At 69.3% G+C, this 18,934-nt stretch carries 17 protein-coding genes; 11 read left to right on the top strand and 6 right to left on the bottom strand.

Annotation, left to right across the window (positions count from 1 at the left end; all coding sequences use genetic code 11):
• The first annotated feature begins 16 nt into the window (after window positions 1-16).
• The 7 genes from dprA (at window position 17) to HFP89_RS11790 (ending at window position 7,179) form a co-directional block, all read left to right on the top strand.
• Window positions 17-1,174, top strand: coding sequence for a DNA-processing protein DprA (dprA, locus tag HFP89_RS11820; protein ID WP_168717863.1), 1,158 nt, complete (start codon window positions 17-19; stop codon window positions 1,172-1,174).
• Entirely contained in the window at window positions 1,171-1,647 is a 477-nt protein-coding gene (locus tag HFP89_RS11815) for a DUF494 domain-containing protein (protein WP_168717862.1), read from the top strand. The genes dprA and HFP89_RS11815 overlap by 4 nt, the downstream gene beginning before the upstream one ends.
• A 73-nt stretch (window positions 1,648-1,720) precedes the next feature.
• Complete coding sequence (locus tag HFP89_RS11810) at window positions 1,721-4,150, top strand: DNA topoisomerase I (RefSeq protein WP_168717861.1); 2,430 nt, start codon at window positions 1,721-1,723, stop codon at window positions 4,148-4,150.
• 139 nt (window positions 4,151-4,289) lie between these two features.
• Window positions 4,290-5,213, top strand: coding sequence for an oxygen-dependent coproporphyrinogen oxidase (hemF, locus tag HFP89_RS11805; RefSeq protein ID WP_168717860.1), 924 nt, complete (start codon window positions 4,290-4,292; stop codon window positions 5,211-5,213).
• An 87-nt stretch (window positions 5,214-5,300) separates the two neighbouring features.
• A complete protein-coding gene (locus tag HFP89_RS11800; RefSeq protein WP_206212344.1) occupies window positions 5,301-5,786 on the top strand; it encodes a sigma-70 family RNA polymerase sigma factor in 486 nt (161 codons plus the stop codon).
• Window positions 5,783-6,271, top strand: coding sequence for a hypothetical protein (locus HFP89_RS11795; RefSeq protein ID WP_168717859.1), 489 nt, complete (start codon window positions 5,783-5,785; stop codon window positions 6,269-6,271). The genes HFP89_RS11800 and HFP89_RS11795 overlap by 4 nt, the downstream gene beginning before the upstream one ends.
• The gene (locus tag HFP89_RS11790; protein WP_168717858.1) at window positions 6,268-7,179 is read left to right on the top strand and encodes a DUF4097 family beta strand repeat-containing protein; all 912 of its coding nucleotides are present in this window, start codon (window positions 6,268-6,270) and stop codon (window positions 7,177-7,179) included. Before HFP89_RS11795 ends, HFP89_RS11790 begins: the two co-directional genes overlap by 4 nt.
• A gap of 73 nt (window positions 7,180-7,252) precedes the next feature.
• Here HFP89_RS11790 and HFP89_RS11785 read toward each other — a convergent pair whose 3' ends face one another.
• Both HFP89_RS11785 and HFP89_RS11780 read right to left on the bottom strand, forming a co-directional pair.
• Complete coding sequence (locus HFP89_RS11785; protein ID WP_168717857.1) at window positions 7,253-7,900, bottom strand: rhomboid family intramembrane serine protease; 648 nt, start codon at window positions 7,898-7,900, stop codon at window positions 7,253-7,255.
• The gene (locus tag HFP89_RS11780; RefSeq protein ID WP_168717856.1) at window positions 7,897-8,382 is read right to left on the bottom strand and encodes a cytochrome c; all 486 of its coding nucleotides are present in this window, start codon (window positions 8,380-8,382) and stop codon (window positions 7,897-7,899) included. The genes HFP89_RS11785 and HFP89_RS11780 overlap by 4 nt, the downstream gene beginning before the upstream one ends.
• A 45-nt stretch (window positions 8,383-8,427) precedes the next feature.
• Between HFP89_RS11780 and HFP89_RS11775 the strand changes: the two genes are divergently transcribed.
• From HFP89_RS11775 to HFP89_RS11765, 3 genes are read left to right on the top strand one after another with little or no spacing between them, the layout of a single operon-like run.
• Complete coding sequence (locus HFP89_RS11775; RefSeq protein WP_168717855.1) at window positions 8,428-9,024, top strand: TIGR00730 family Rossman fold protein; 597 nt, start codon at window positions 8,428-8,430, stop codon at window positions 9,022-9,024.
• Entirely contained in the window at window positions 9,002-9,712 is a 711-nt protein-coding gene (locus HFP89_RS11770; protein ID WP_168717854.1) for a hypothetical protein, read from the top strand. Before HFP89_RS11775 ends, HFP89_RS11770 begins: the two co-directional genes overlap by 23 nt.
• Entirely contained in the window at window positions 9,709-10,629 is a 921-nt protein-coding gene (locus tag HFP89_RS11765) for a BPSS1780 family membrane protein (RefSeq protein ID WP_168717853.1), read from the top strand. The genes HFP89_RS11770 and HFP89_RS11765 overlap by 4 nt, the downstream gene beginning before the upstream one ends.
• Before the next feature lie 24 nt (window positions 10,630-10,653).
• Here HFP89_RS11765 and HFP89_RS11760 read toward each other — a convergent pair whose 3' ends face one another.
• From HFP89_RS11760 to HFP89_RS11745, 4 genes are all read right to left on the bottom strand, one after another.
• Window positions 10,654-11,355, bottom strand: coding sequence for an exonuclease domain-containing protein (locus tag HFP89_RS11760; RefSeq protein WP_168717852.1), 702 nt, complete (start codon window positions 11,353-11,355; stop codon window positions 10,654-10,656).
• On the bottom strand, window positions 11,352-13,187 hold the full coding sequence (locus tag HFP89_RS11755) for a DUF294 nucleotidyltransferase-like domain-containing protein (protein ID WP_168717851.1): 1,836 nt from the start codon (window positions 13,185-13,187) through the stop codon (window positions 11,352-11,354). Before HFP89_RS11755 ends, HFP89_RS11760 begins: the two co-directional genes overlap by 4 nt.
• A gap of 106 nt (window positions 13,188-13,293) precedes the next feature.
• A complete protein-coding gene (locus HFP89_RS11750; RefSeq protein ID WP_168717850.1) occupies window positions 13,294-15,057 on the bottom strand; it encodes a sodium:solute symporter family protein in 1,764 nt (587 codons plus the stop codon).
• 10 nt (window positions 15,058-15,067) lie between these two features.
• Complete coding sequence (locus HFP89_RS11745; RefSeq protein ID WP_168717849.1) at window positions 15,068-15,328, bottom strand: DUF4212 domain-containing protein; 261 nt, start codon at window positions 15,326-15,328, stop codon at window positions 15,068-15,070.
• A gap of 167 nt (window positions 15,329-15,495) precedes the next feature.
• Between HFP89_RS11745 and HFP89_RS11740 the strand changes: the two genes are divergently transcribed.
• Window positions 15,496-18,930 carry a PAS domain-containing hybrid sensor histidine kinase/response regulator gene (locus HFP89_RS11740; RefSeq protein ID WP_168717848.1) on the top strand — a complete coding sequence of 1,145 codons (3,435 nt, stop codon included), beginning with the start codon at window positions 15,496-15,498 and terminating at the stop codon, window positions 18,928-18,930.
• Window positions 18,931-18,934 lie beyond the last annotated feature (4 nt).

Raw genomic sequence — 18,934 nt, 5'->3', positions numbered from 1 at the left:
GCGCATTGTCCGGCGGATGACGGCCGATGAACGACGACGGGCCTGGCTGATCGTGCACCAGGCGCCCGGGCTGGGCGCCACCGGTCTGCAGGCGCTGATCGAACGCGACATCGACCCGGCCACGCTGCCGGGTCGTTCGCGTTCGTTCCTGCGCGATCTCGACCTGTCCGATTCGCTGGTCCGCGCGCTGTCCGATCCCGACGAGCAGCGCCTGGCCGCGTCCGAAGCCTGGCTGGACGCGCCGAACCACCACCTCGTCGCCTGGGACGACCCGCTCTACCCGCCGCTGCTGAAGCGCACCGGCGACGGCCCGGCGGCGCTGTTCGTCAATGGCGATCCCGAGACCCTGGTCGCTCCGCAGGTCGCGATCGTCGGCAGTCGCAACGCGACCGCCGGCGGGCTCGACATCGCGGCGCGCTTTGCCGGGCGCCTGGCCTCGGCCGGCCTGGTCGTGACCAGCGGACTGGCCGCCGGCATCGACGCGGCGGCCCACCGCGCCGCGATCAAGACCGGCGGCCGGACCATCGCAGTGGCCGGCACGGGCCCGGACCGCGTCTATCCGGCACGTCACCGGGACCTTGCTCACGAAATCGTGGATAATGGCTGCGTGGTTACCCCATTCGCTCCCGGCGTCGGTCCCCGGCCCGGTCATTTCCCGGCTCGCAATCGCATCATCAGCGGTATGGCGCTGGGCTGCGTCGTGGTCGAGGCCGGGCTGCGCTCCGGTTCGCTGATCACCGCCCGCCTGGCCGGTGAGCAGGGGCGCGAGGTGTTCGCGATTCCCGGCTCGATCCACAACCCGGTGGCGCGCGGCTGTCACCGCCTGATCCGGGACGGTGCGCGGCTGGTCGAGGAACCGGACGAAGTGCTCGAAGCGCTGGCGCCGCTGGCCGGGGAGCTGGCCGGCTCGCTGCGCGAGCTGCTCGAGGATGCGGCAGGGGACGATCGGGTCGATGCTCGTCCGGCCGCTGACGGCGATGCGCCGGACGTCCGGGCCGTGCTGGACGCGATGGGCCATGACCCGACCGCGGTGGACACCATCATCCAGCGCAGCGAATTGACGACTTCGGCGGTATCGTCCATCCTGATGACGCTCGAGCTCGACGGCCGGGTTCAAGCGCATGGGGGCGGGCGGTACAGCCGCACCGCAACCGATACGGAAAGGAACTCATGAAGGAAAACGTGCTCGACCTGCTGATGTATCTGTTCGAGAACTACATCTACGACGAGCCCGAGAGCGAACCCGACCGCGACTCGCTCAGCGAATCGCTGGAACAGGCCGGTTTTTCGACCGGCGAGATCGACCGGGCCTTCCGTTGGCTCGACGGTCTGGCCGAGCAGCGCCAGCTCGAGGACGTGCAGCTTCAGCCGGCCGGTTCGATCCGGCTGTTCTCGCCGGAGGAGACCCGCCGCATCGACGTCGACGCGCGCGGCTTCCTGATCGACCTGGAGCATGCCGGCGTGCTCGATGCCACGCGCCGTGAACTGGTGCTGGATCGGCTGATGGCGCTGGACGCCGACGGCATCGGCCTGGAAGACCTGAAATGGGTGGTTCTGATGGTGCTGTTCAATCAGCCCGGCCAGGAAGCGAACTACGCGTGGATGGAAGACATGATGTTCGAGGAGGACGGCCAGTACCGACACTGACCGCGCTCTGCCCTGCAACGCTGCGACGGCCGGATCGTTTCCGGAGTCGCGGCCCCGGCTCGTACCCAATCCTATGGCGAAGAACCTGCTCATCGTGGAGTCGCCGGCCAAGGCCACGACCATCAACAAGTACCTCGGCAAGGACTACGAAGTCCTGGCCTCCTACGGTCATGTCCGCGATCTGGTCCCGCGCGAGGGCGCGGTCGACCCCGAGCACGATTTCTCGATGAAGTACGAGATCATCGACCGCAACAAGAAGCACGTCGACCGGATCGTCAAGGCCGCGAAGAAGGCCGAAGCCATCTACCTCGCCACCGACCTCGACCGCGAAGGGGAGGCGATTTCCTGGCACATCGCCGAGATTCTCAAGGACAAGGGCGTCAACAGCGACACGCCGGTCCAGCGCGTGGTGTTCAGCGAGATCACCAAGAAAGCCATCGAGCACGCGATGGACAATCCGCGCGGCCTGGCCGGCTCGCTGGTCGATGCCCAGCAGGCCCGTCGGGCGCTGGACTACCTGGTCGGTTTCAACCTCTCGCCCCTGCTCTGGAAGAAGGTGCGACGCGGTCTTTCGGCCGGCCGGGTGCAGTCGCCGGCGCTGCGCATGATCGTCGAGCGCGAGGAAGAGATCGAAAAGTTCGATCCGCAGGAATACTGGACGATCGAGGCAGACCTCGGCGCCGACGAGGCGTCCGCGTTCCAGGCCAACCTGGTCCAGCTCGACGGCGAGAAGCTCCAGCAGTTCGACATCACCGACGCGACCCGCGCCGAGGCCGTCCGGAAGCAGATCGAGGAAGCCGCCGCCGGCGCCTTCGAGGTCGCGCGCATCAACAAGCGTCAGCGCCGCCGCCGGGCCCAGCCGCCGTTCATCACCTCGACGCTGCAGCAGGAAGCCGCGCGTCGGCTGCGCTACACCACCCAGCGCACGATGCGGATTGCCCAGCAGCTCTACGAGGGCATCGACATCGGCCAGGGTCAGCAGGGCCTGATTACCTACATGCGAACCGACTCGGTCGCGCTGGCCGGCGATGCGATCAACGAGATCCGCCAGGTGATCGAGCGGGAATACGGGGCCGAGACGCTGCCGGACAAACCGAATTTCTACCAGTCGAAGAGCAAGAACGCGCAGGAGGCCCACGAGGCCATCCGCCCGACCTCGGCGTCGCTGACGCCGATCAAGCTCAAGAACTATCTCAGCGAAGATCAGTACCGCCTGTACCAGCTGATCTGGAACCGGGCCGTCGCCAGCCAGATGGTGCCGGCGCTCTACGATACGGTGGCCGCCGAGTTCGACGTCGGCGCGGCGACCTTCCGGGCCAACGGCTCGACGCTGGTCAGCCCCGGCTTCCTGAAGGTCTACGCCGACGCCCAATCGGAAAAGGACAACCGGCTGCCGCCGCTGGAAGAAGGCGACAGGGTGCCGCTGCAGGCCATCCGGCCCGAGCAGCACTTCACCGAGCCGCCGCCGCGCTTTTCCGAGGCCAGCCTGGTCAAGGCGCTGGAAGATCACGGAATCGGTCGCCCGTCGACCTATGCCTCGATCATCCAGACGCTGAAGGACCGTGAGTACGTCGAGCTCGAGAACCGCCGCTTTACCCCGACCGCCACCGGCCGGGTGGTCGGGAAGTTCCTGACCCAGCATTTCGAGCAGTACGTCGACTACGACTTCACCGCCCGGCTGGAAGACGAACTCGATGCGATCTCGCGCGGTGAGCACGACTGGGTGCCGCTGCTCAAGGAGTTCTGGCAGCCGTTCATCGATCGCGTGCACGAAAAGGAAGAGTCGGTCAGCCGGCAGGAAGCGCAGCAGGCCCGCGAGCTCGGCACCGATCCGAAGACCGGCAAGCCGGTGATCGTCCGGCTGGGCCGCTACGGACCGTTCGCCCAGATCGGCCAGGCCGAGGACGAAGAGAAGCCGCAGTTCGCCGGCCTGCGGCCGGGCCAGAAGATGGAAACCATCACGCTGGACGAGGCGCTGGAGCTGTTCAAACTGCCGCGCAAGCTCGGCGAAACCCCCGAAGGCGAGCCGGTCCAGGCCAACATCGGTCGGTTCGGTCCGTACATCCGGTACGGCCAGCGCAACTTCGTCTCGCTCAAGGACGTCGACCCGCTCGACGTCACGCTGGAGCAGGCGCTCGAGCTGGTGGCCGAGCACAAGCAGATGCTCAAGGAACGCAACATCAAGACCTTCGAGGCCGAGGGCATCGAGATCCTCAAGGGCCGCTACGGGCCCTTCGTCACCGACGGCAAGCGCAACGCCAGCGTGCCGAAGGATGTCGAGGCGGCCGATCTGACCCTCGAGGAATGCCAGAAGATGCTGGCCGAAGCCCCGCCGAAGGGCAAGCGCGGCCGCTTCGGCAAGAAGAAGGCCGGCAAGAAATCGGCCTCGAAGAAGACGTCGAAGAAGAAGACGTCGAAGAAGACGTCGAAGAAGACGTCGAAGAAGAAGGCGTCGAAGAAAAAGGCTTCGAAAAAGAAGAAAACGGCGAAGAAGAAGGCTTGAATGCAGGGACGAGGGGAAAGGGACGAGGGGCGAGTGGACGGCGGCGCCGTTCTGCACCGACCGACCCGTACCGCCCCTCCAGCCCCCTGCCACTCGTCCCTTTCCCCTTTTCCCTAGTCCCTGATTCCTGGCCAAAGCCATGCCCGATTCCACCGAAATGGTCACCGCCGTCGAGTCCGCGCTGCACGCGCTGCAGGACCGCCTCTGTCGTGACTTCGAGGCCTGCGACGGGCAGGCGCGGTTCCGCGAGGATGCCTGGATCCGCGAAGAGGGCGGCGGCGGGCGCACGCGGGTAATCGAGAACGGGTCGACCTTCGGCAAGGGCGGGGTGAACTTCTCGCACGTCACCGGTGCGTCGCTGCCGGCTGCGGCCAGTGCGCGACGGCCGGAACTGGCCGGGCGGAGTTTCCAGGCGCTCGGCGTTTCGGTGGTCATGCATCCGGTCAATCCCTACGTGCCGACCAGTCACGCCAATGTCCGGTTCTTCGTCGCCGAGAAGCCCGGCGAGCCGCCGGTGTGGTGGTTCGGCGGCGGTTTCGACCTGACCCCGGTCTATCCGTTCGAGGCCGACTGCATCGACTGGCATCGCACCGCGCACGCGCTCTGCGCGCCGTTCGGCGATGAGGTCTACCCGGCCCACAAGGCCTGGTGCGACGACTACTTCTACCTGAAACACCGCAAGGAAACCCGCGGCATCGGCGGGCTGTTCTTCGACGATCTGAACGAATGGGGCTTCGAGCGCTGCTTCGACTACATGCAGGCGGTCGGCCACGGCTACGGCGATGCCTACGTGCCGATCGTCGAACGGCGCAAGCACACAGCCTACGGCGAACGGGAAGTCGAGTTCCAGCGTTACCGTCGCGGCCGCTACGTCGAGTTCAACCTGGTCTACGACCGCGGCACGCTGTTCGGTCTGCAGTCCGACGGCCGGACCGAGTCCATCCTGATGTCGCTGCCGCCGGTGGCCCACTGGCGCTATGACTGGCAGCCGGAGGCCGGCTCGCCGGAAGCCGAGCTTGCCGACTATCTGGTCCCGCGCGACTGGCTTGCAGACGCACGCTGAGTTCGGCATTCCAACCTTTCGCCGCGTTGGCGCATCCTTGAGGGTATGGATGTGCCGATCGCCCCTGCCCGGAGTTCCCGAGCCGACGTGACCGCTGCGGCACGCGGCGATCGCGACGCGTTCGAGCGGCTGTACCGGGCGCATGCAACCGGCCTGTTTCCGGCGCTGTGGCGGCTGGCCGGCGGCGACCGCGGCCGTGCCGAAGACTGGCTGCAGGACGCGTTCGTCCAGGCCTGGGGTCGGCTCGACCAGCTGAAGGATCCGGCCGCGTTCCCGGCCTGGATCCAGCGTCTGGCGATCAACGTCGCGCTGTCCGATCGGCGCCGCGCCGGCTTCCGGGTGGCTTCGGAGGCGCCGGATGCGGCCGCACCGGAACCGCCGTGGCCGGGCGCCGACCTCGACCTGGAGCGGGCGATCGCGACGCTTCCGGACCGCGCCCGCCAGGTCTTCGTGCTGTTCCATCTCTGCGACCTGGGGCATGCCGAGATCGCCGAGCGTATGGCCGTCGAGGTCGGCACCTCGAAGGCCCAGCTGCACCGGGCCCGTACGATTCTCAAGGAGAAGCTCACATGACCTCGCCCGATTCGAAGCACGACGCCGACGCGGCACTGGATGCGCGCATCGCGGCGCTGACCCGCAGCGCGGAACCCCGCCAACGGGTCTGGACCGGCATCGCCGAGCGGATCCGCCCGGTACGGCGTGCCGGCTGGCCGTGGGCCGCGGCGGCGGCCGTGGTGCTGGCGCTCGCGATCGTTGCGCTGCAGCCGGACCGCGAGCGTTCTTCGACCGGGTCGGAGCGTGCCCTGCAGCTGGTCCAGGCGGAGGTCGAAGCGATGCGCCGCGCGGCCCCGGTCGTCACCGCCGACTGGCTCGACGAGCGGCCGTGGACCGAGGCCTGGGCCGACAACCAGGTCGCGATCGACGAGCTGGAAGCCGCCCTCGGGCGCGATCCCGACAACCGCCTGCTGCTGGACTTCCTGGCCGAAGCCCGCCTGCGGCAGGCGCGACTGATCCACGCGGGCCTGGCCCATTCCCCCCAAACGAGGATGACCCTATGAAGACCATTTCCTGGACCTGCGGCGCGGCGCTCGCGCTGCTGATTCCGCTGGCCGCCTTGCCGGCGCGGGCTGCCGAGGTGAACGAAGTGCGCGAAGCCCTGCCGGACGCGGTCATCGAGTTCAGCGGCGTCACCGGCGAGTTCACGATCGTCGGTCGCGAAGGCGAGCGGCTGGAAGTCACGGGCAGGACCGGCAAGGGCGTCGAGGCCGTGACCATCGAGGGCGATCCGTCGCGCTGGACGATCGAGGTCGAAATGAACGACGACCGCGACCGCGGCTGGCGCTTCTCCAGCGGCCCCGACACGGTGCTGGAGCTCGTCGTGCCGACCGGCGCCGACCTGACCGCCGGCGTGGTCAGCGCCGATCTCGAGGTCCGCGGCCTGCGCGGGCCGCGTCTCGACGTGAGCGCGGTCAGCGGCGACCTGGTGCTGCGCGGGAACGCCGTCGGGCGCCTGCTGGCCGAGACCGTCAGCGGCGACATGGAGATCGATGGCGGCGGACTGGAAAGCAGCTCCATCCGATCGGTCAGCGGCGATATCGAAGCCAGCGGACTGGTCGGGCGGGTTCGGGCCGCGACGGTCAGCGGCGATACGGGGATCGACGGCCTGGAGATTTCCGAGTTCAGCGCCGAAACGGTGTCCGGCGATCTCGAGCTGACCCTGCGGCCGCTGGATCGCGCAACGATCGACGTGCAGGCGCATTCCGGCGAGATCGACCTGGCCCTGCCCGGCGGAACGCCCGTCGATCTCGAGGCCGAGACCTTCTCCGGCGACCTGGACAACGGCTTTCGTTCCGACATCGAGCAGTTCAGCGACAGCGGCATGACGGTGCGCCTGGGCGACGGCAGCGTGCGGGTGCGTGCCAGCACCTTCTCCGGCGAATTCCGGCTGCGCGAGTCCGGCGGCTGAGGCGACGCCCCTGCGCGAAACCGGCTCGTGTCCGCCGGTCCTCCGGCGGGCACGAGCGTCCCGGATCCCGGCCTCAGCGATAGCGCTGGCGGTAGTCCTGCCGGCCCCAGTACAGGATCAGCGCCAGGCCGAACAGCATGCCGCCGAGATGGGCGAAGTGGGCCACGCCGGCCATCGTGCCGGTGACGCCGAAGAACAGGGTCAGCGCGCCGTAGCCGATCACGAACCACTTGGCCTTGATCGGCACCGGCGGGATCAGCAGCATGATCCGCTGGTTCGGATACATCATCCCGAACGCCAGCAGCAGCCCGAACACCCCCCCGGAGGCGCCGATGGTCGGGTAGATGTCGCCGCTGATCGCCGCGGTCAGCAGCTGGACCAGCCCGGCGCCGATGATGCAGACCAGGTAGAAGATCACGAACCGCCTGGTGCCCCAGGCCTGCTCGATCGGCAGCCCGAACATGTACAGCGCGAACATGTTGAAGAACAGGTGGCCCAGCCCGCCGTGCAGGAAGCCATAGGTCAGCAGCTGCCACGGCGCGAAGCCGGTTTCGATGATGCCGGTGTCGGAAAACCGGATCAGCTCGGGCGTGGCGACCGGCCACAGCGCCAGCAGGCGCAGGCTTTCGACCGGGTTCATGCTCTGCAGCAGCCAGGCCACCACGGTGATGCCGAGGAGGGCCAGGCTGGCCGGCGGATTGGATACGCGGCGGGGAATCATTCGGCCGGCACCTGTTCGAGCAGCGCCTCGAGGCCGTCCAGCCCCTGGGTCGGCCGGTTGCCGGCGACCAGCGGACGCAGTTCGGCGATGCGAGCCGGTTCGGGCAGCCTCTCCCAATCGGTCCAGGCCCGACCGATGTAGCCGAGCAGCCCGGCGATTTCCTGGTCGGACAGCTGGCGCATCGGCGGCATGTAGCCTCGATAGGTGCGACCGGCGACCTCGATCTCGCCGCTCAAGCCGCCGAGCACGACCAGGGCGATCGCGTCGGGGCCCAGGTCCAGCCATTCCGATCCTGCGATCGGCGGAAACGCCGGCGGCTTGCCGCCGCCCTCGTTGCCGTGGCAGGAGGCGCAGAAGCGCAGGTAGGGCTCCTGGCCCTCGACCAGCTCGTCGGGATCCGGCGCGCAGGCCGTGGTGAACAGCAGCACCACGGACAGCGCTGCGGCGCGTCTACAATAGCGGGCTCGTCGATTCTTCTTCATTGCAGGAAACATCATCCGGTGTCCGAGTCATCCTCCAGAAAACGCGTGACAGTCTACGCGGCTTCCAGCCACGCACTGTCGTCGAAGTACTTCGAAGTGGCCGCCCGCCTCGGCCGTGCCCTGGCCGAAGCCGGTCACCCGATCGTCTACGGGGGCGGCGGCACCGGACTGATGGGTGCGATGGCCGACGCCGCGCTGGAGGCCGGCGGCGAGGTCCACGGCGTGATTCCGGAATTCCTGACCACGCTGGAAAAGGGCCACCCCGGGCTCACCTCCATGGACGTGGTGCCGAGCATGCGGATTCGCAAGGAGAAGATGCTGATCGACAGCGCCGCGGTGGTCACCCTGCCGGGCGGCTGCGGCACCTTCGAGGAAGTGTTCGAGGCGATGACGCTCAAGCGCCTCGGCCAGTATTTCGGCCCGATCGTGCTGGTCAATGCCGACGGCTACTACGACAAGCTCATCGAGTTCCTCGAGCACAGCGTGCGCGAGAAGTTCATGAGCCAGGCCCACCTCGACCTGTGGCACACCGTGGAGCGGGCCGAGGACGTGCCGGACGCGCTGGAGACCCTGGAACCCTGGAGCGCGGACGCGCTGAAGTTCGCTTCGGTCGACGTCGATGATGCGGGCGCTTCGGGCTGACGTTCGGGCCCTGCTGCGCTTTCTGGAGCGCCTGCCCGGCCCGGCCTCGCTGGCCTGGGTCATGCTCGGCCTGCTGCTCGGCTGGTGGGTCTATGTGCCGGTGCACGAGCTGCTGCACGTGGCCGGCTGCCTGCTGGCCGGCGGCGAAGTCAGTCGGCTCGAGCTCAGCCCCCTGTACGGCGGTGATGTGCTGGCCCGGGTCTTTCCGTTCGTCGTCAGCGGTTCCGACTACGCCGGCCAGCTGACCGGCTTCGATACCCGCGGGTCGGACTGGATCTACCAGGCCTGCGTGCTGATGCCCTACCTGCTGACGGTGTTTCCCGGCTTCTGGCTGTGGCGTCGCGCGCTGGATGTCGCCGCGCCCGGCCCGGGCGCGATGCTGGCAGCCGGCGCGCTGCTGCCGGTGGTGGCCGCGCCGCTGATCTCGCTGACCGGCGACTATTACGAATCGGCCTCGATCATCGTGTCCCGGCTGTTCGCCGAGGCCGCCGGCCGACCGCTGGCGGCCTGGCGATCCGACGACGTGTTCCGCCTGGTCGAGACCTGGACCGCCGGCTGGAGTGCCGCCGATATCGCGGCGGTGGCCGGCGGGCTGGTCCTGTCCCTGCTGCTCGCCCTGGCCACCCAGGCCCTGGGCGCGTGGCTGGGTCATCGCATCGACCGTCGCAACGAGGAGACCCGCGCATGAGCACCGAACCCCGAATCCTTCGTGCCGACTTCGCCGACGGTGTCCGCTGGCTGACCGGTGGGGCCGACCTGCTGGCCCGCGACGGCGGATTGATGATGCGGGTGGCGGCCTGGCTGGTCGTCATCACGCTGCTGCAGGCGGTGCCGGTCATCGGCGTGCCGCTGCTGGTCCTGATCTCACCGGCGCTGACCGCCGGCATGCTCGGCATCTTCCGCCGGCTCGACGAGGGCGCGGCCGGTCGGCCCGACCAGCTGTTCGACGGCTTCCGGGAGGCGAGGGTGCGCAGCCGCTTGCTGGTGCTCGGCGGGTTCCTGCTGCTCGGCGTGTTGGGCGCGGTGATGACGCTCGGCGCCTGGCTGGCGCCGCAGATGGACCTTCAGGCCCTGAGCGCGCTGATGAACGATCCGCAGGCCATGGAGAGCGATCCGGACCGGCTGTTCGCGCTGTTCGAGGGCGTCAACCTGTTCGGCGGCCTGGCGCTGGGTGCGGTGGTCATCGGGCTGGTGCTGGGCGGGCTGTACTTCGCCGTGCCGCTGGTGTTCTTCTGGAACTGGCCGGTCATGGCCGCGCTGCTGTGGAGCCTCCGCGCCGTGCTGGTCAACTGGCGGGCCTTCCTCGGCTTCGCGCTGGTCGTGCTCGGCCTGTTCTTCGCGCTGGGCTTCGTCTTTCTGCTCACGGCCGGGCTGCTGGCGCTGGCCTTCGGTCCGGCCGGCGATTTCGTCGGCCAGCTGCTGTCGGTGCTGGTCTCGCTGTTCGTCCAGCTGCTGATGGCCGCGGCCCAGTGGCGCGCGTTCCGCCAGCTGTTTCCGGCCGGGTCCGACGGTGGCCAGCCGCCGTCCGGGGGCGGCTCGAGCGGCACCGGCGGGGACGAGCCGGTGCCAGGGTCGGACGAAGGCCCGGGTCGCGTCGAGGTCTGACGGGCCCGCCCGACCGGGCCGGGCTCAGTGCATTCGCCGGCACAGGTCGATCAGCCGGCCCGGCGATCGCGCCATCATCACCAGCGCCAGTTCGCCGCAGCTGATCGCGTCGGCCAGGGCATCGTGTGCGCTGCGGCGCGGCAGCTCGTAGCGTCGACGCAGGGCGTCCAGGTTCAAGCTGCCGGGTGCGGCGTCGTCGTCGCCGCTGCGCTGGCGCATTCGCCTCTCCCAGGCCAGCGTGTCGAGCATCGGCGTCGGCCAGCCGTGACCCCAGCGGCGCCGGCAGGCGCGATCGATGAAGGCGTGATCCAGCGCGGCGTGGTGGACCAGCGGAATGCGGCCGGCCAGGGCTTCGAACAATCGGGCCAGCGCGACCTCCAGCGCCAGCCCGGGCGTCCGGTCGCAGTCGCGGATCCCGTGGATGGTGGCCGAGTCACCGACACCGGCCTCGTGCTCGTCGGCGCTGTCGGCGCGGACCAGCAGGTGGCCGCCGCCGCCGGGGCGCAGCCGGCCGCGGTCGATCGGCGCCCAGCCGATGCTGACGATCCGGTCCTTCCCCGCGTCCAGTCCGGTCATCTCCAGGTCCAGCGCCAGCAGTGGCGCCTCGCTCAGAGGCAGGTCCGGGTCGGGCAGGGCGGCGGCCAGCTCTGCCGGGCCGCCGGCAGCACGCGCCGCGGCGCGCTCGCGCTCGAGGCGGCGCCAGTCGCGTCGCGCCCAGAGCCTCACAGCACGTAGCGCTGGGCCAGCGCCTGCTGGGCCTCGCGAACGATGCCGAATGCCGAGCGCAGGTAGCGACGATGCAGGCCGGACAGCGCGTCCGGAGCGACCAGGTGATCGGGTTTCTCGCCGGCGCGCAGACGCTCGACCTGGTGGCGCAGCCGGATGTCGGCAATGAAGCGCAGCGCGTGGACCAGGTCGTCGGCATCGCGCTCGGTGATCACCTCGGCCTTGGCGGCCGCGCGCAGCCGCTCTTCGCTGTGGACTTCGGGCAGTGCGCCTTCCAGCGCGTGGACGCGGGCCAGGTCGACGATCGGGATCACCCCGCGCTTCTTCAGGTTCAGGCCCTTCGATGCATCGCCGCCGGTCTCCTGCACGAACTGGCGGAACACGCCGATCGGCGGGCGGTGCGTCACCGAGCCGGCGGCCAGGAAGCGGCGGAAGATCTCGCTGGATCGTGCCTGCTCCAGTACGTCGCGGCGCAGCGATTCGGCCAGCTCGACATCGCCGTGGACGGCGCGCAGGTCGAAGAAGATGCTGCAGTGCATGACCGACTTCGGGTCGGGCTCGGCCATCCAGCCGGAGAAGGTTTCGCGCCATCGGTGCCGCGTCATCCGCCAGCGCCCCTTGGCCATGACGCCGCCGGGGCAGAACACATAGCCGGCCGCGTCGAGACCGTTGCAGACCCGTTCGGCCAGCTCCAGGAACCAGGCTTCGCCGTCGGCGTCGAGCGCATCGTCGAGCAGCAGCCCGTTGTCCTGGTCGCTGATCAGGCCCTGTTCCAGCCGGGCCTGCGAGCCGAACGCCAGCCACGCATAGCGCACCGGCGCCGGACCGAGCTCGGCCTCGGCCAGTTCGATCAGGCGACGGGTGGTGGCATCGGTGATCAGGCCGGCCATCCGGCCCAGCTGCGTGACGTCGGTGCCGGCCTCGACCAGGCCGGCCAGCAGCGCAGGTCCGCTGCGGGCGATCCGCGCCACGGCGTCGGCATCGCTCGCCCGGGCCAGGTCGCGGACCAGCCGGAGCGGGTGCGGCGACTGGGTCCGCATCAGGTCGCCGGCCGACACCACGCCGGCCAACCGGCCATCGGCCAGGACCGGCATGTGGTGGATGCCGCGCCGGATCATCTCGACCAGGGCGGCCTCGATCTTCAGTTCCTGGTCGACGCAGACCGGTTCCGTGGTCATCACCGCTTCGACCGGGCTGTCCGGGTCGAGCCGGACGGCCACGACCCGGCCGCGCAGGTCACGGTCGGTCAGGATGCCGACGATGCGGTCGTCGACCACCACCGGCAGGCAGCTGACCTGGTGTTCGGCCATCCGCGCGGCGGCCTCGGCCACCGGCGCATCGGGGCCGATCGACACCGGGGAGCGGAGCCCGAGATCGGCCAGCCGCTCGCGCCGGGTGCGCAGCGCCTCGACCCGCCTGAGTCGGGCGCCGGGGTCGGACGACAGGAAGGCCTCGAGCTCCGGGACCCGCTCGGCCAGCGCGCGGACCGCGACCGCCGACAGCTGCCAGAGCAGGCAGTCCTCGACCGCCTGCACGGTGTAGGGCGCGGCCTGCTGCCCGAAGCGGATCGGGTGGCCGAACAGCTCGCCTTCGCCTCGCCGTTCCAGCACCCGGCCGTCGCTGTCGCAGAGCGCCACTGCGCCGGAGCGCACGATGTACAGGCTCCACGGGTCTTCCGGAAACGTCGTGCCGCTGTCCGGCCTGGCCGCCTGGCCTTCGCGCAGGTAGCGGATCTCGATTGCCCGCGCGGCCGGTGCGATGGCGTCGGGGTGGTTCTCGAACGGCGCCACGCCGGCCAGGAAACGGGTCAGATCGTCGGGCAGATCGGTCATGGCATCGATTCTCCGCAAAAAAGGACCGGCGGCACAAGGGACTCCCTGGCCGCCGGTAAAGGGACCGGTCCGCGGGACGAACCGGTTCGGGGATCCGCGCGACCGGTCAGTGGCTGTGCGCGCCGCCGGCACCGCGCGGCACGCGGATGTCCTCGATCATCTCCCGGATGTGGGCCGGGGGCGCCGCGGTCAGGCGGCTGACCACGAATGCGACGCCGAAGTTGAGCAGCATGCCGACCACGCCGATGCCTTCCGGCGAGATCCCGAACAGCCAGTTCTCCGGAACGTTCTCGGCCAGCGGCTCGAAGAACACGCCCTTGAAGTACAGGATGTAGCCGAAGGTGAACAGCAGGCCGGAGAGCATCCCGGCGATCGCGCCTTCGCGATTGATCCGGGTCGAGAAGATGCCCATGATGATCGCCGGGAACAGCGAGGCCGCGGCCAGGCCGAACGCGAAGGCAACCACCTGGGCGACGAAGCCCGGTGGGTTGTAGCCCAGGTAGCCGGCCACGCAGATCGCCACCGCCGCGGCGATCCGCCCGGTCATCAGCTCGCCCTTGTCGCTCATGTTCGGTACGAAGATGCTCTTGACCAGGTCGTGCGAGACCGCCGAGGAAATGACCAGCAGCAACCCGGCCGCGGTCGACAGTGCCGCGGCGATGCCGCCGGCGGCGATCAGCGCGATCACCCAGTCGGGCAGGTTGGCGATCTCGGGGTTGGCCAGCACGATGATGTCGCGGTCCACGCTCAGCTCGTTGCCTTCCCAGCCGCGGGCCTCGGCGATCGGCGCATAGTCGGGGTTGGCGTCGTTGTAGTACTGGATGCGCCCATCGCCGTTCTTGTCCTCAAAGCCCAGCAGGCCGGTCTGCTCCCAGGTCCTGAACCAGTCGGGCCGTTCGTCGTAGGCCAGCGCCGCGGTCTCGGGCGAGCCGCCCGGCCAGATCGTTTCGACCAGGTTCAGGCGCGCCATGGCGCCGACCGCCGGTGCGGTGGTGTAGAGGATGGCGATGAACAGCAGCGCCCAGCCCGCCGAGCGCCGCGCGTCGGACACTTTCGGCACGGTGAAGAAGCGCACGATCACGTGCGGCAGGCCGGCGGTGCCGACCATCAGCGCCAGGGTGATGCAGAACACGTCGATCATCGACTTGCTGCCGTCGGTATAGGCGCCGAAGCCGAGGTCCTGGATCACCTGGTTGAGTCGTTCGAGCATGTACACCGACTCGCCGCTGACCTGGCTGCCCAGGCCGAGCTGCGGCAGCGGATTGCCGGTCAGCTGGAACGAGATGAACACCGCCGGCACCGTGTAGGCGAAGATCAGCACGCAGTACTGCGCCACCTGGGTGTAGGTGATGCCCTTCATGCCGCCGAGCACGGCGTAGATGAACACGATGCCCATGCCGATCAGCAGCCCGGTCAGGATGTCGACCTCGAGGAAGCGCGAGAACACGATGCCGACCCCGCGCATCTGGCCGGCCACGTAGGTGAAGGAGATGAAGATCAGGCAGATCACCGCCACGATCCGGGCCGACTTCGAGTAGTACCGGTCGCCGATGAACGCCGGCACCGTGAACTTGCCGTACTTGCGAAGGTAGGGCGCGAGCAGCAGGGCCAGCAGCACGTAGCCGCCGGTCCAGCCCATCAGGTAGACCGAGCCGTCGTAGCCGAGAAAGGCGATCAGGCCGGCCATCGAGATGAACGAAGCCGCCGACATCCAGTCGGCCGCCGTGGCCATGCCGTTGGCGATCGGGTGGACGCCCTTGCCGGCGACGTAGAAGTCGCCGGTGGTGCTGGCGCGCGACCACACCGCGATTCCGATGTAGACGACGAAGGTGAAGCCGACGACGAGATAGGTCATGAGTTGCAGGGACATGGTCGTCTCCTCAGTCTTCGTGGACGTCGTGTTCGCGGTCGAGCTTGTTCATGCGCCAGGCATAGAAGAAGATCAGGACCATGAAGGTGTAGATGGCGCCCTGCTGGGCGAACCAGAAGCCCAGCGGGTAGCCGAACAGCTGGAAGGAATTCAGTGGTTCGACGAGCAGGATGCCCAGCCCGAACGAGACGATGAACCAGACGGCGAGGCAGCCCGCCATGAGTTTGAGGTTGGCCGTCCAGTAGGCCTCCCGGCTTGCGTTCTGCGACATGTCGTTGTCTCCATCGGCGATGACAGTACGCCGGCAATGTAGCAACGGGCCCGATGGATTGCCCTTCGACTTTGGTCGACTCCCCGGCCCGGAGCGCGCTGCTATGATGATCGGCAACGGCCGGTCCGCCGGCGGACAGCGGCCGGCTCGAGGACCCCGCACCGACGATGTTTTCCGCGCCGTTCATCGCCCTGGTCTCGCTGGCCTATGTCGGCTTGCTGTTCGCGATCGCGTGGTTCGGTGACCGGCTGCCGGCCGGGCGGATCGGGCCGCGGACGCGCGCGGCGATCTACTCGCTGTCGCTGGCCGTCTACTGCACCTCCTGGACCTTCTTCGGTGCGGTCGGCAGCGCGGTCGAGAACGGCTGGCTGTTCGCCGCCATCTACCTCGGGCCGATTCTCATCGTGCTGTTCGCGCACGACCTGATGAAGCGCATTCTTTCGCTGACCCGCGACCACCGCCTGACCTCGATCGCCGATTTCATCTCGTTTCGTTACGGCAAGTCGCGGCCGTTGGCGGCACTGGTCACGCTGGCCGCGGTGCTGGGTTCGATCCCGTACATCGCGCTGCAGCTCAAGGCGGTGACCATGGGCCTGGTCGCGATCGCCGAGGAGCCGGCCGGGCTGTCGGAATCGTCGCTGGCCCTGCTGCTGGCGCTGGCGCTGGGCCTGTTCTCGATCCTGTTCGGCGTGCGCCGGCTCGAGGCCAGCGAGCACCACCGCGGCATGGTGCTGGCGGTGGCCTTCGAGTCGCTGGTCAAGCTGGTCGCGTTCGGCGCGGTCGGGCTCTGGGCGCTGTATGCGGTGTTCGGCGGGCTCGGCGGAATGAACGAAGCGCTGGCCGCCAATGCCGAATGGCGCGAACGCTTCCTGCCGGAATCGCTGCCGGCCGGGTTCTGGGTCCAGACCCTGCTGGCCGGCGCGGCGATCCTCTGCCTGCCGCGGCAGTTCCAGGTCGCCTTCATCGAGAACGAACGGCCAGAGGACCTGGCCACCGCGCGCTGGCTGTTTCCGCTCTACCTGCTGGTGTTCACGCTGCTGGTCGTGCCGATCGCGCTGGCCGGACTGGATCGCTTCGGCGGCGCGGAGGCCAACGCCGACCTGTTCGTGCTGTCGCTGCCGATGGCCGCCGGTCACGAGGCGCTGACCCTGCTGTCGTTCCTCGGCGGGTTCTCGGCCGCCACCGGCATGGTCATCGTGGCCACCGTCGCGCTGGCCACGATGGTCTCCAACGACCTGGTGCTGCCGCTGCTGCTGCGCCTTCGGCTGCATCACGGCCGTGATTTCGGCCGGCTGCTGCTGATCAGCCGCTGGCTGACCATCCTGGTGCTGGCGCTGGCGGCCTGGATCTATTACCTGGTGCTGCAGTCCACCGACCGGCTGGCCGCGATCGGCCTGGTCTCGTTCGCTGCGGTGATCCAGTTCGCCCCGGCCCTGGTGCTGGGCGTGTACTGGCGCCGCGCAAGCCGCGAAGGCGCGATCGCCGGCCTGGTGCTCGGGCTCGGCGCCTGGCTGCTTCTGACCTTTCTGCCGTCGATCGTCCCGGCCTGGCCGGCGTGGCTGCAGCCGGGGCTGAACACCGCCACGCTGATCGGCCTGGGCCTGAACCTGGCCGCGCTGGTCGGGATCTCGGTCTGGGTGCGCCGGCACCGGCCGATCCTGCCGATGCTGCTGGCCGGGCGCGAGGGTTCGCGCGCGCTGACGGTCGGCGACCTGCGCCGCCTGGCCGGCGGCTTCATCGGCCGCGAGCGCGTCGACCTGGCCTTCGCCGGTGCGCTGGGCGGCGAACATCCGCTGCCCGACGATGCCCCGGCCGGCAGCGAGCTGATGGGCTTCACCGAACGATTGCTGGCCGGCTGCATCGGCTCGGCCTCGGCCCGCACCGTGCTGGCCGCAGGTCTCCGCCGCCGCGGCATGGCCCGGGGCGAGGCGCTGGCGCTGCTCGAGCAGACCTCCAGCGCGATCCAGTTCAATCGCGACCTGCTCGAGGCCACGCTCGATCACATCAGCCAGGGCGTCAGCGTGGTCGACGGCGACCTCCGGCTGGTCAGCTGGAACCAGGCCTACGTCGAGTTGCTCGACTATCCGCCGGGCATGGTCCACATCGGCCGGCCGGTCGAGGAGCTGATCCGCTACAACCTCGAGCGCTGGACCGCTGCCGCGCCCGGCGACATCGACGCGGCCGTCGACCGGCGGCTGTACCACATGCGCCGCGGCACGCCCTACGTGTTCGAACGCCGCCACCCCGACGGCCGCGTGATCGAGATCCGCGGCAACCCGATGCCGAAACGCGGCTACGTGACGACCTACACCGACATCACGCCCTACAAGGCCAGCGAGGCGGCGCTGAAGCGGGCCTACGCGACCATGGAACAGCAGGTGGCCGACCGGACCGCCGAGCTCAACGCCGCGATGGAGGCCCTGAGCGAGGCCAAGCGCGACGCCGAGGCGGCCAATCACGGCAAGACGAAGTTCCTGGCCGCAGCCAGCCACGACCTGCTGCAGCCGCTCAACGCGGCGCGGTTGTTCTCCTCGTCGCTGAAGCAGTCGGCCGACCGCCTGCCCGCCGACGAAGCCCGACTCGTCCGACGGGTCGACCACAGCCTCGGCGTGGCCGAGGAGCTGCTGTCGTCGCTGCTCGACATCAGCCGCCTGGACCAGGGTGCGCTCAAGCCGAACTGGACCTCGTTCCCGCTGCAGTCGCTGTTCGACCGGGTCGAACGCCAGTTCGGCGCGCTGGCCCAGCGGCGCGGCCTGAAGTTGCGGGTCCGGCCGGGCCGGTACCGGGTCCGCTCCGACGCCCGGTTGCTGCAGCGGGTGCTGTTCAACCTGGTCGGCAACGCGCTGCGCTATACCCGCGACGGCGGCGTGCTGGTCGGCGCGCGGCTGCGCGGCGGGCCGGATGCGCCGCGGGTCGTCATCGAGGTCTGGGACACCGGGCCGGGCATTCCCGAGCACGAGCAGGCCCGGATCTTCGAGGAATTCGAGCGGATCGAGGACGCCAGCCAGCCCGAGCCGTCCGATCCCTACGACCAGGGCCTCGGGCTGGGGCTGTCGATCTGCCGGCGGATCAGCCGCATGCTCGATGCGCCGCTGACGCTGCGCTCGGCGACCGGCCGCGGTACCGTGTTCGCCGTCGAAGTGCCGGTGGTCGGCCGGGTCGACGCCGCCGCGGTCGCCGCCGCCGCGGTCGCCGCCGAGCCGCCGGCTGCGGTCGCGGCGCCGACCGGTACCGATTTCGACGGGCTCCGGGTGCTGTGCATCGACGACGACCCGGACATCCTCGACGGCATGCGCGCCATGCTCGAGCGCTGGGGCTGCAGCGTGGCGACCGCCAGCCGCAGCCGCGAGGCGCTGACGGCCTGCGACCCGCCGCCCGACCTGATCATCGCCGACCACCACCTGGGCCGCGGCGAGAACGGACTCGACGTCAGCGACGCGGTGCGCGACGCCATCGGGCGCCGCGTCCCGGTGCTCGTCGTCACCGCCGACCGCGACGAAGCGCTGGGCCAGGCCATCGCCGAGCGCGGCGACCGACGGCTGTTCAAACCGGTCAAACCGGCCGCGCTACGGGCGGTGATGAAGCATCTTCTGAGGAGATGATGAA

Origin of the sequence: Wenzhouxiangella sp. XN79A (assembly GCF_012272825.1) — a bacterium.
GTDB lineage: Bacteria > Pseudomonadota > Gammaproteobacteria > Xanthomonadales > Wenzhouxiangellaceae.
Note: the sequence above shows the minus strand (reverse complement) of the source record. Positions and strands in the feature narration are given on the sequence as shown.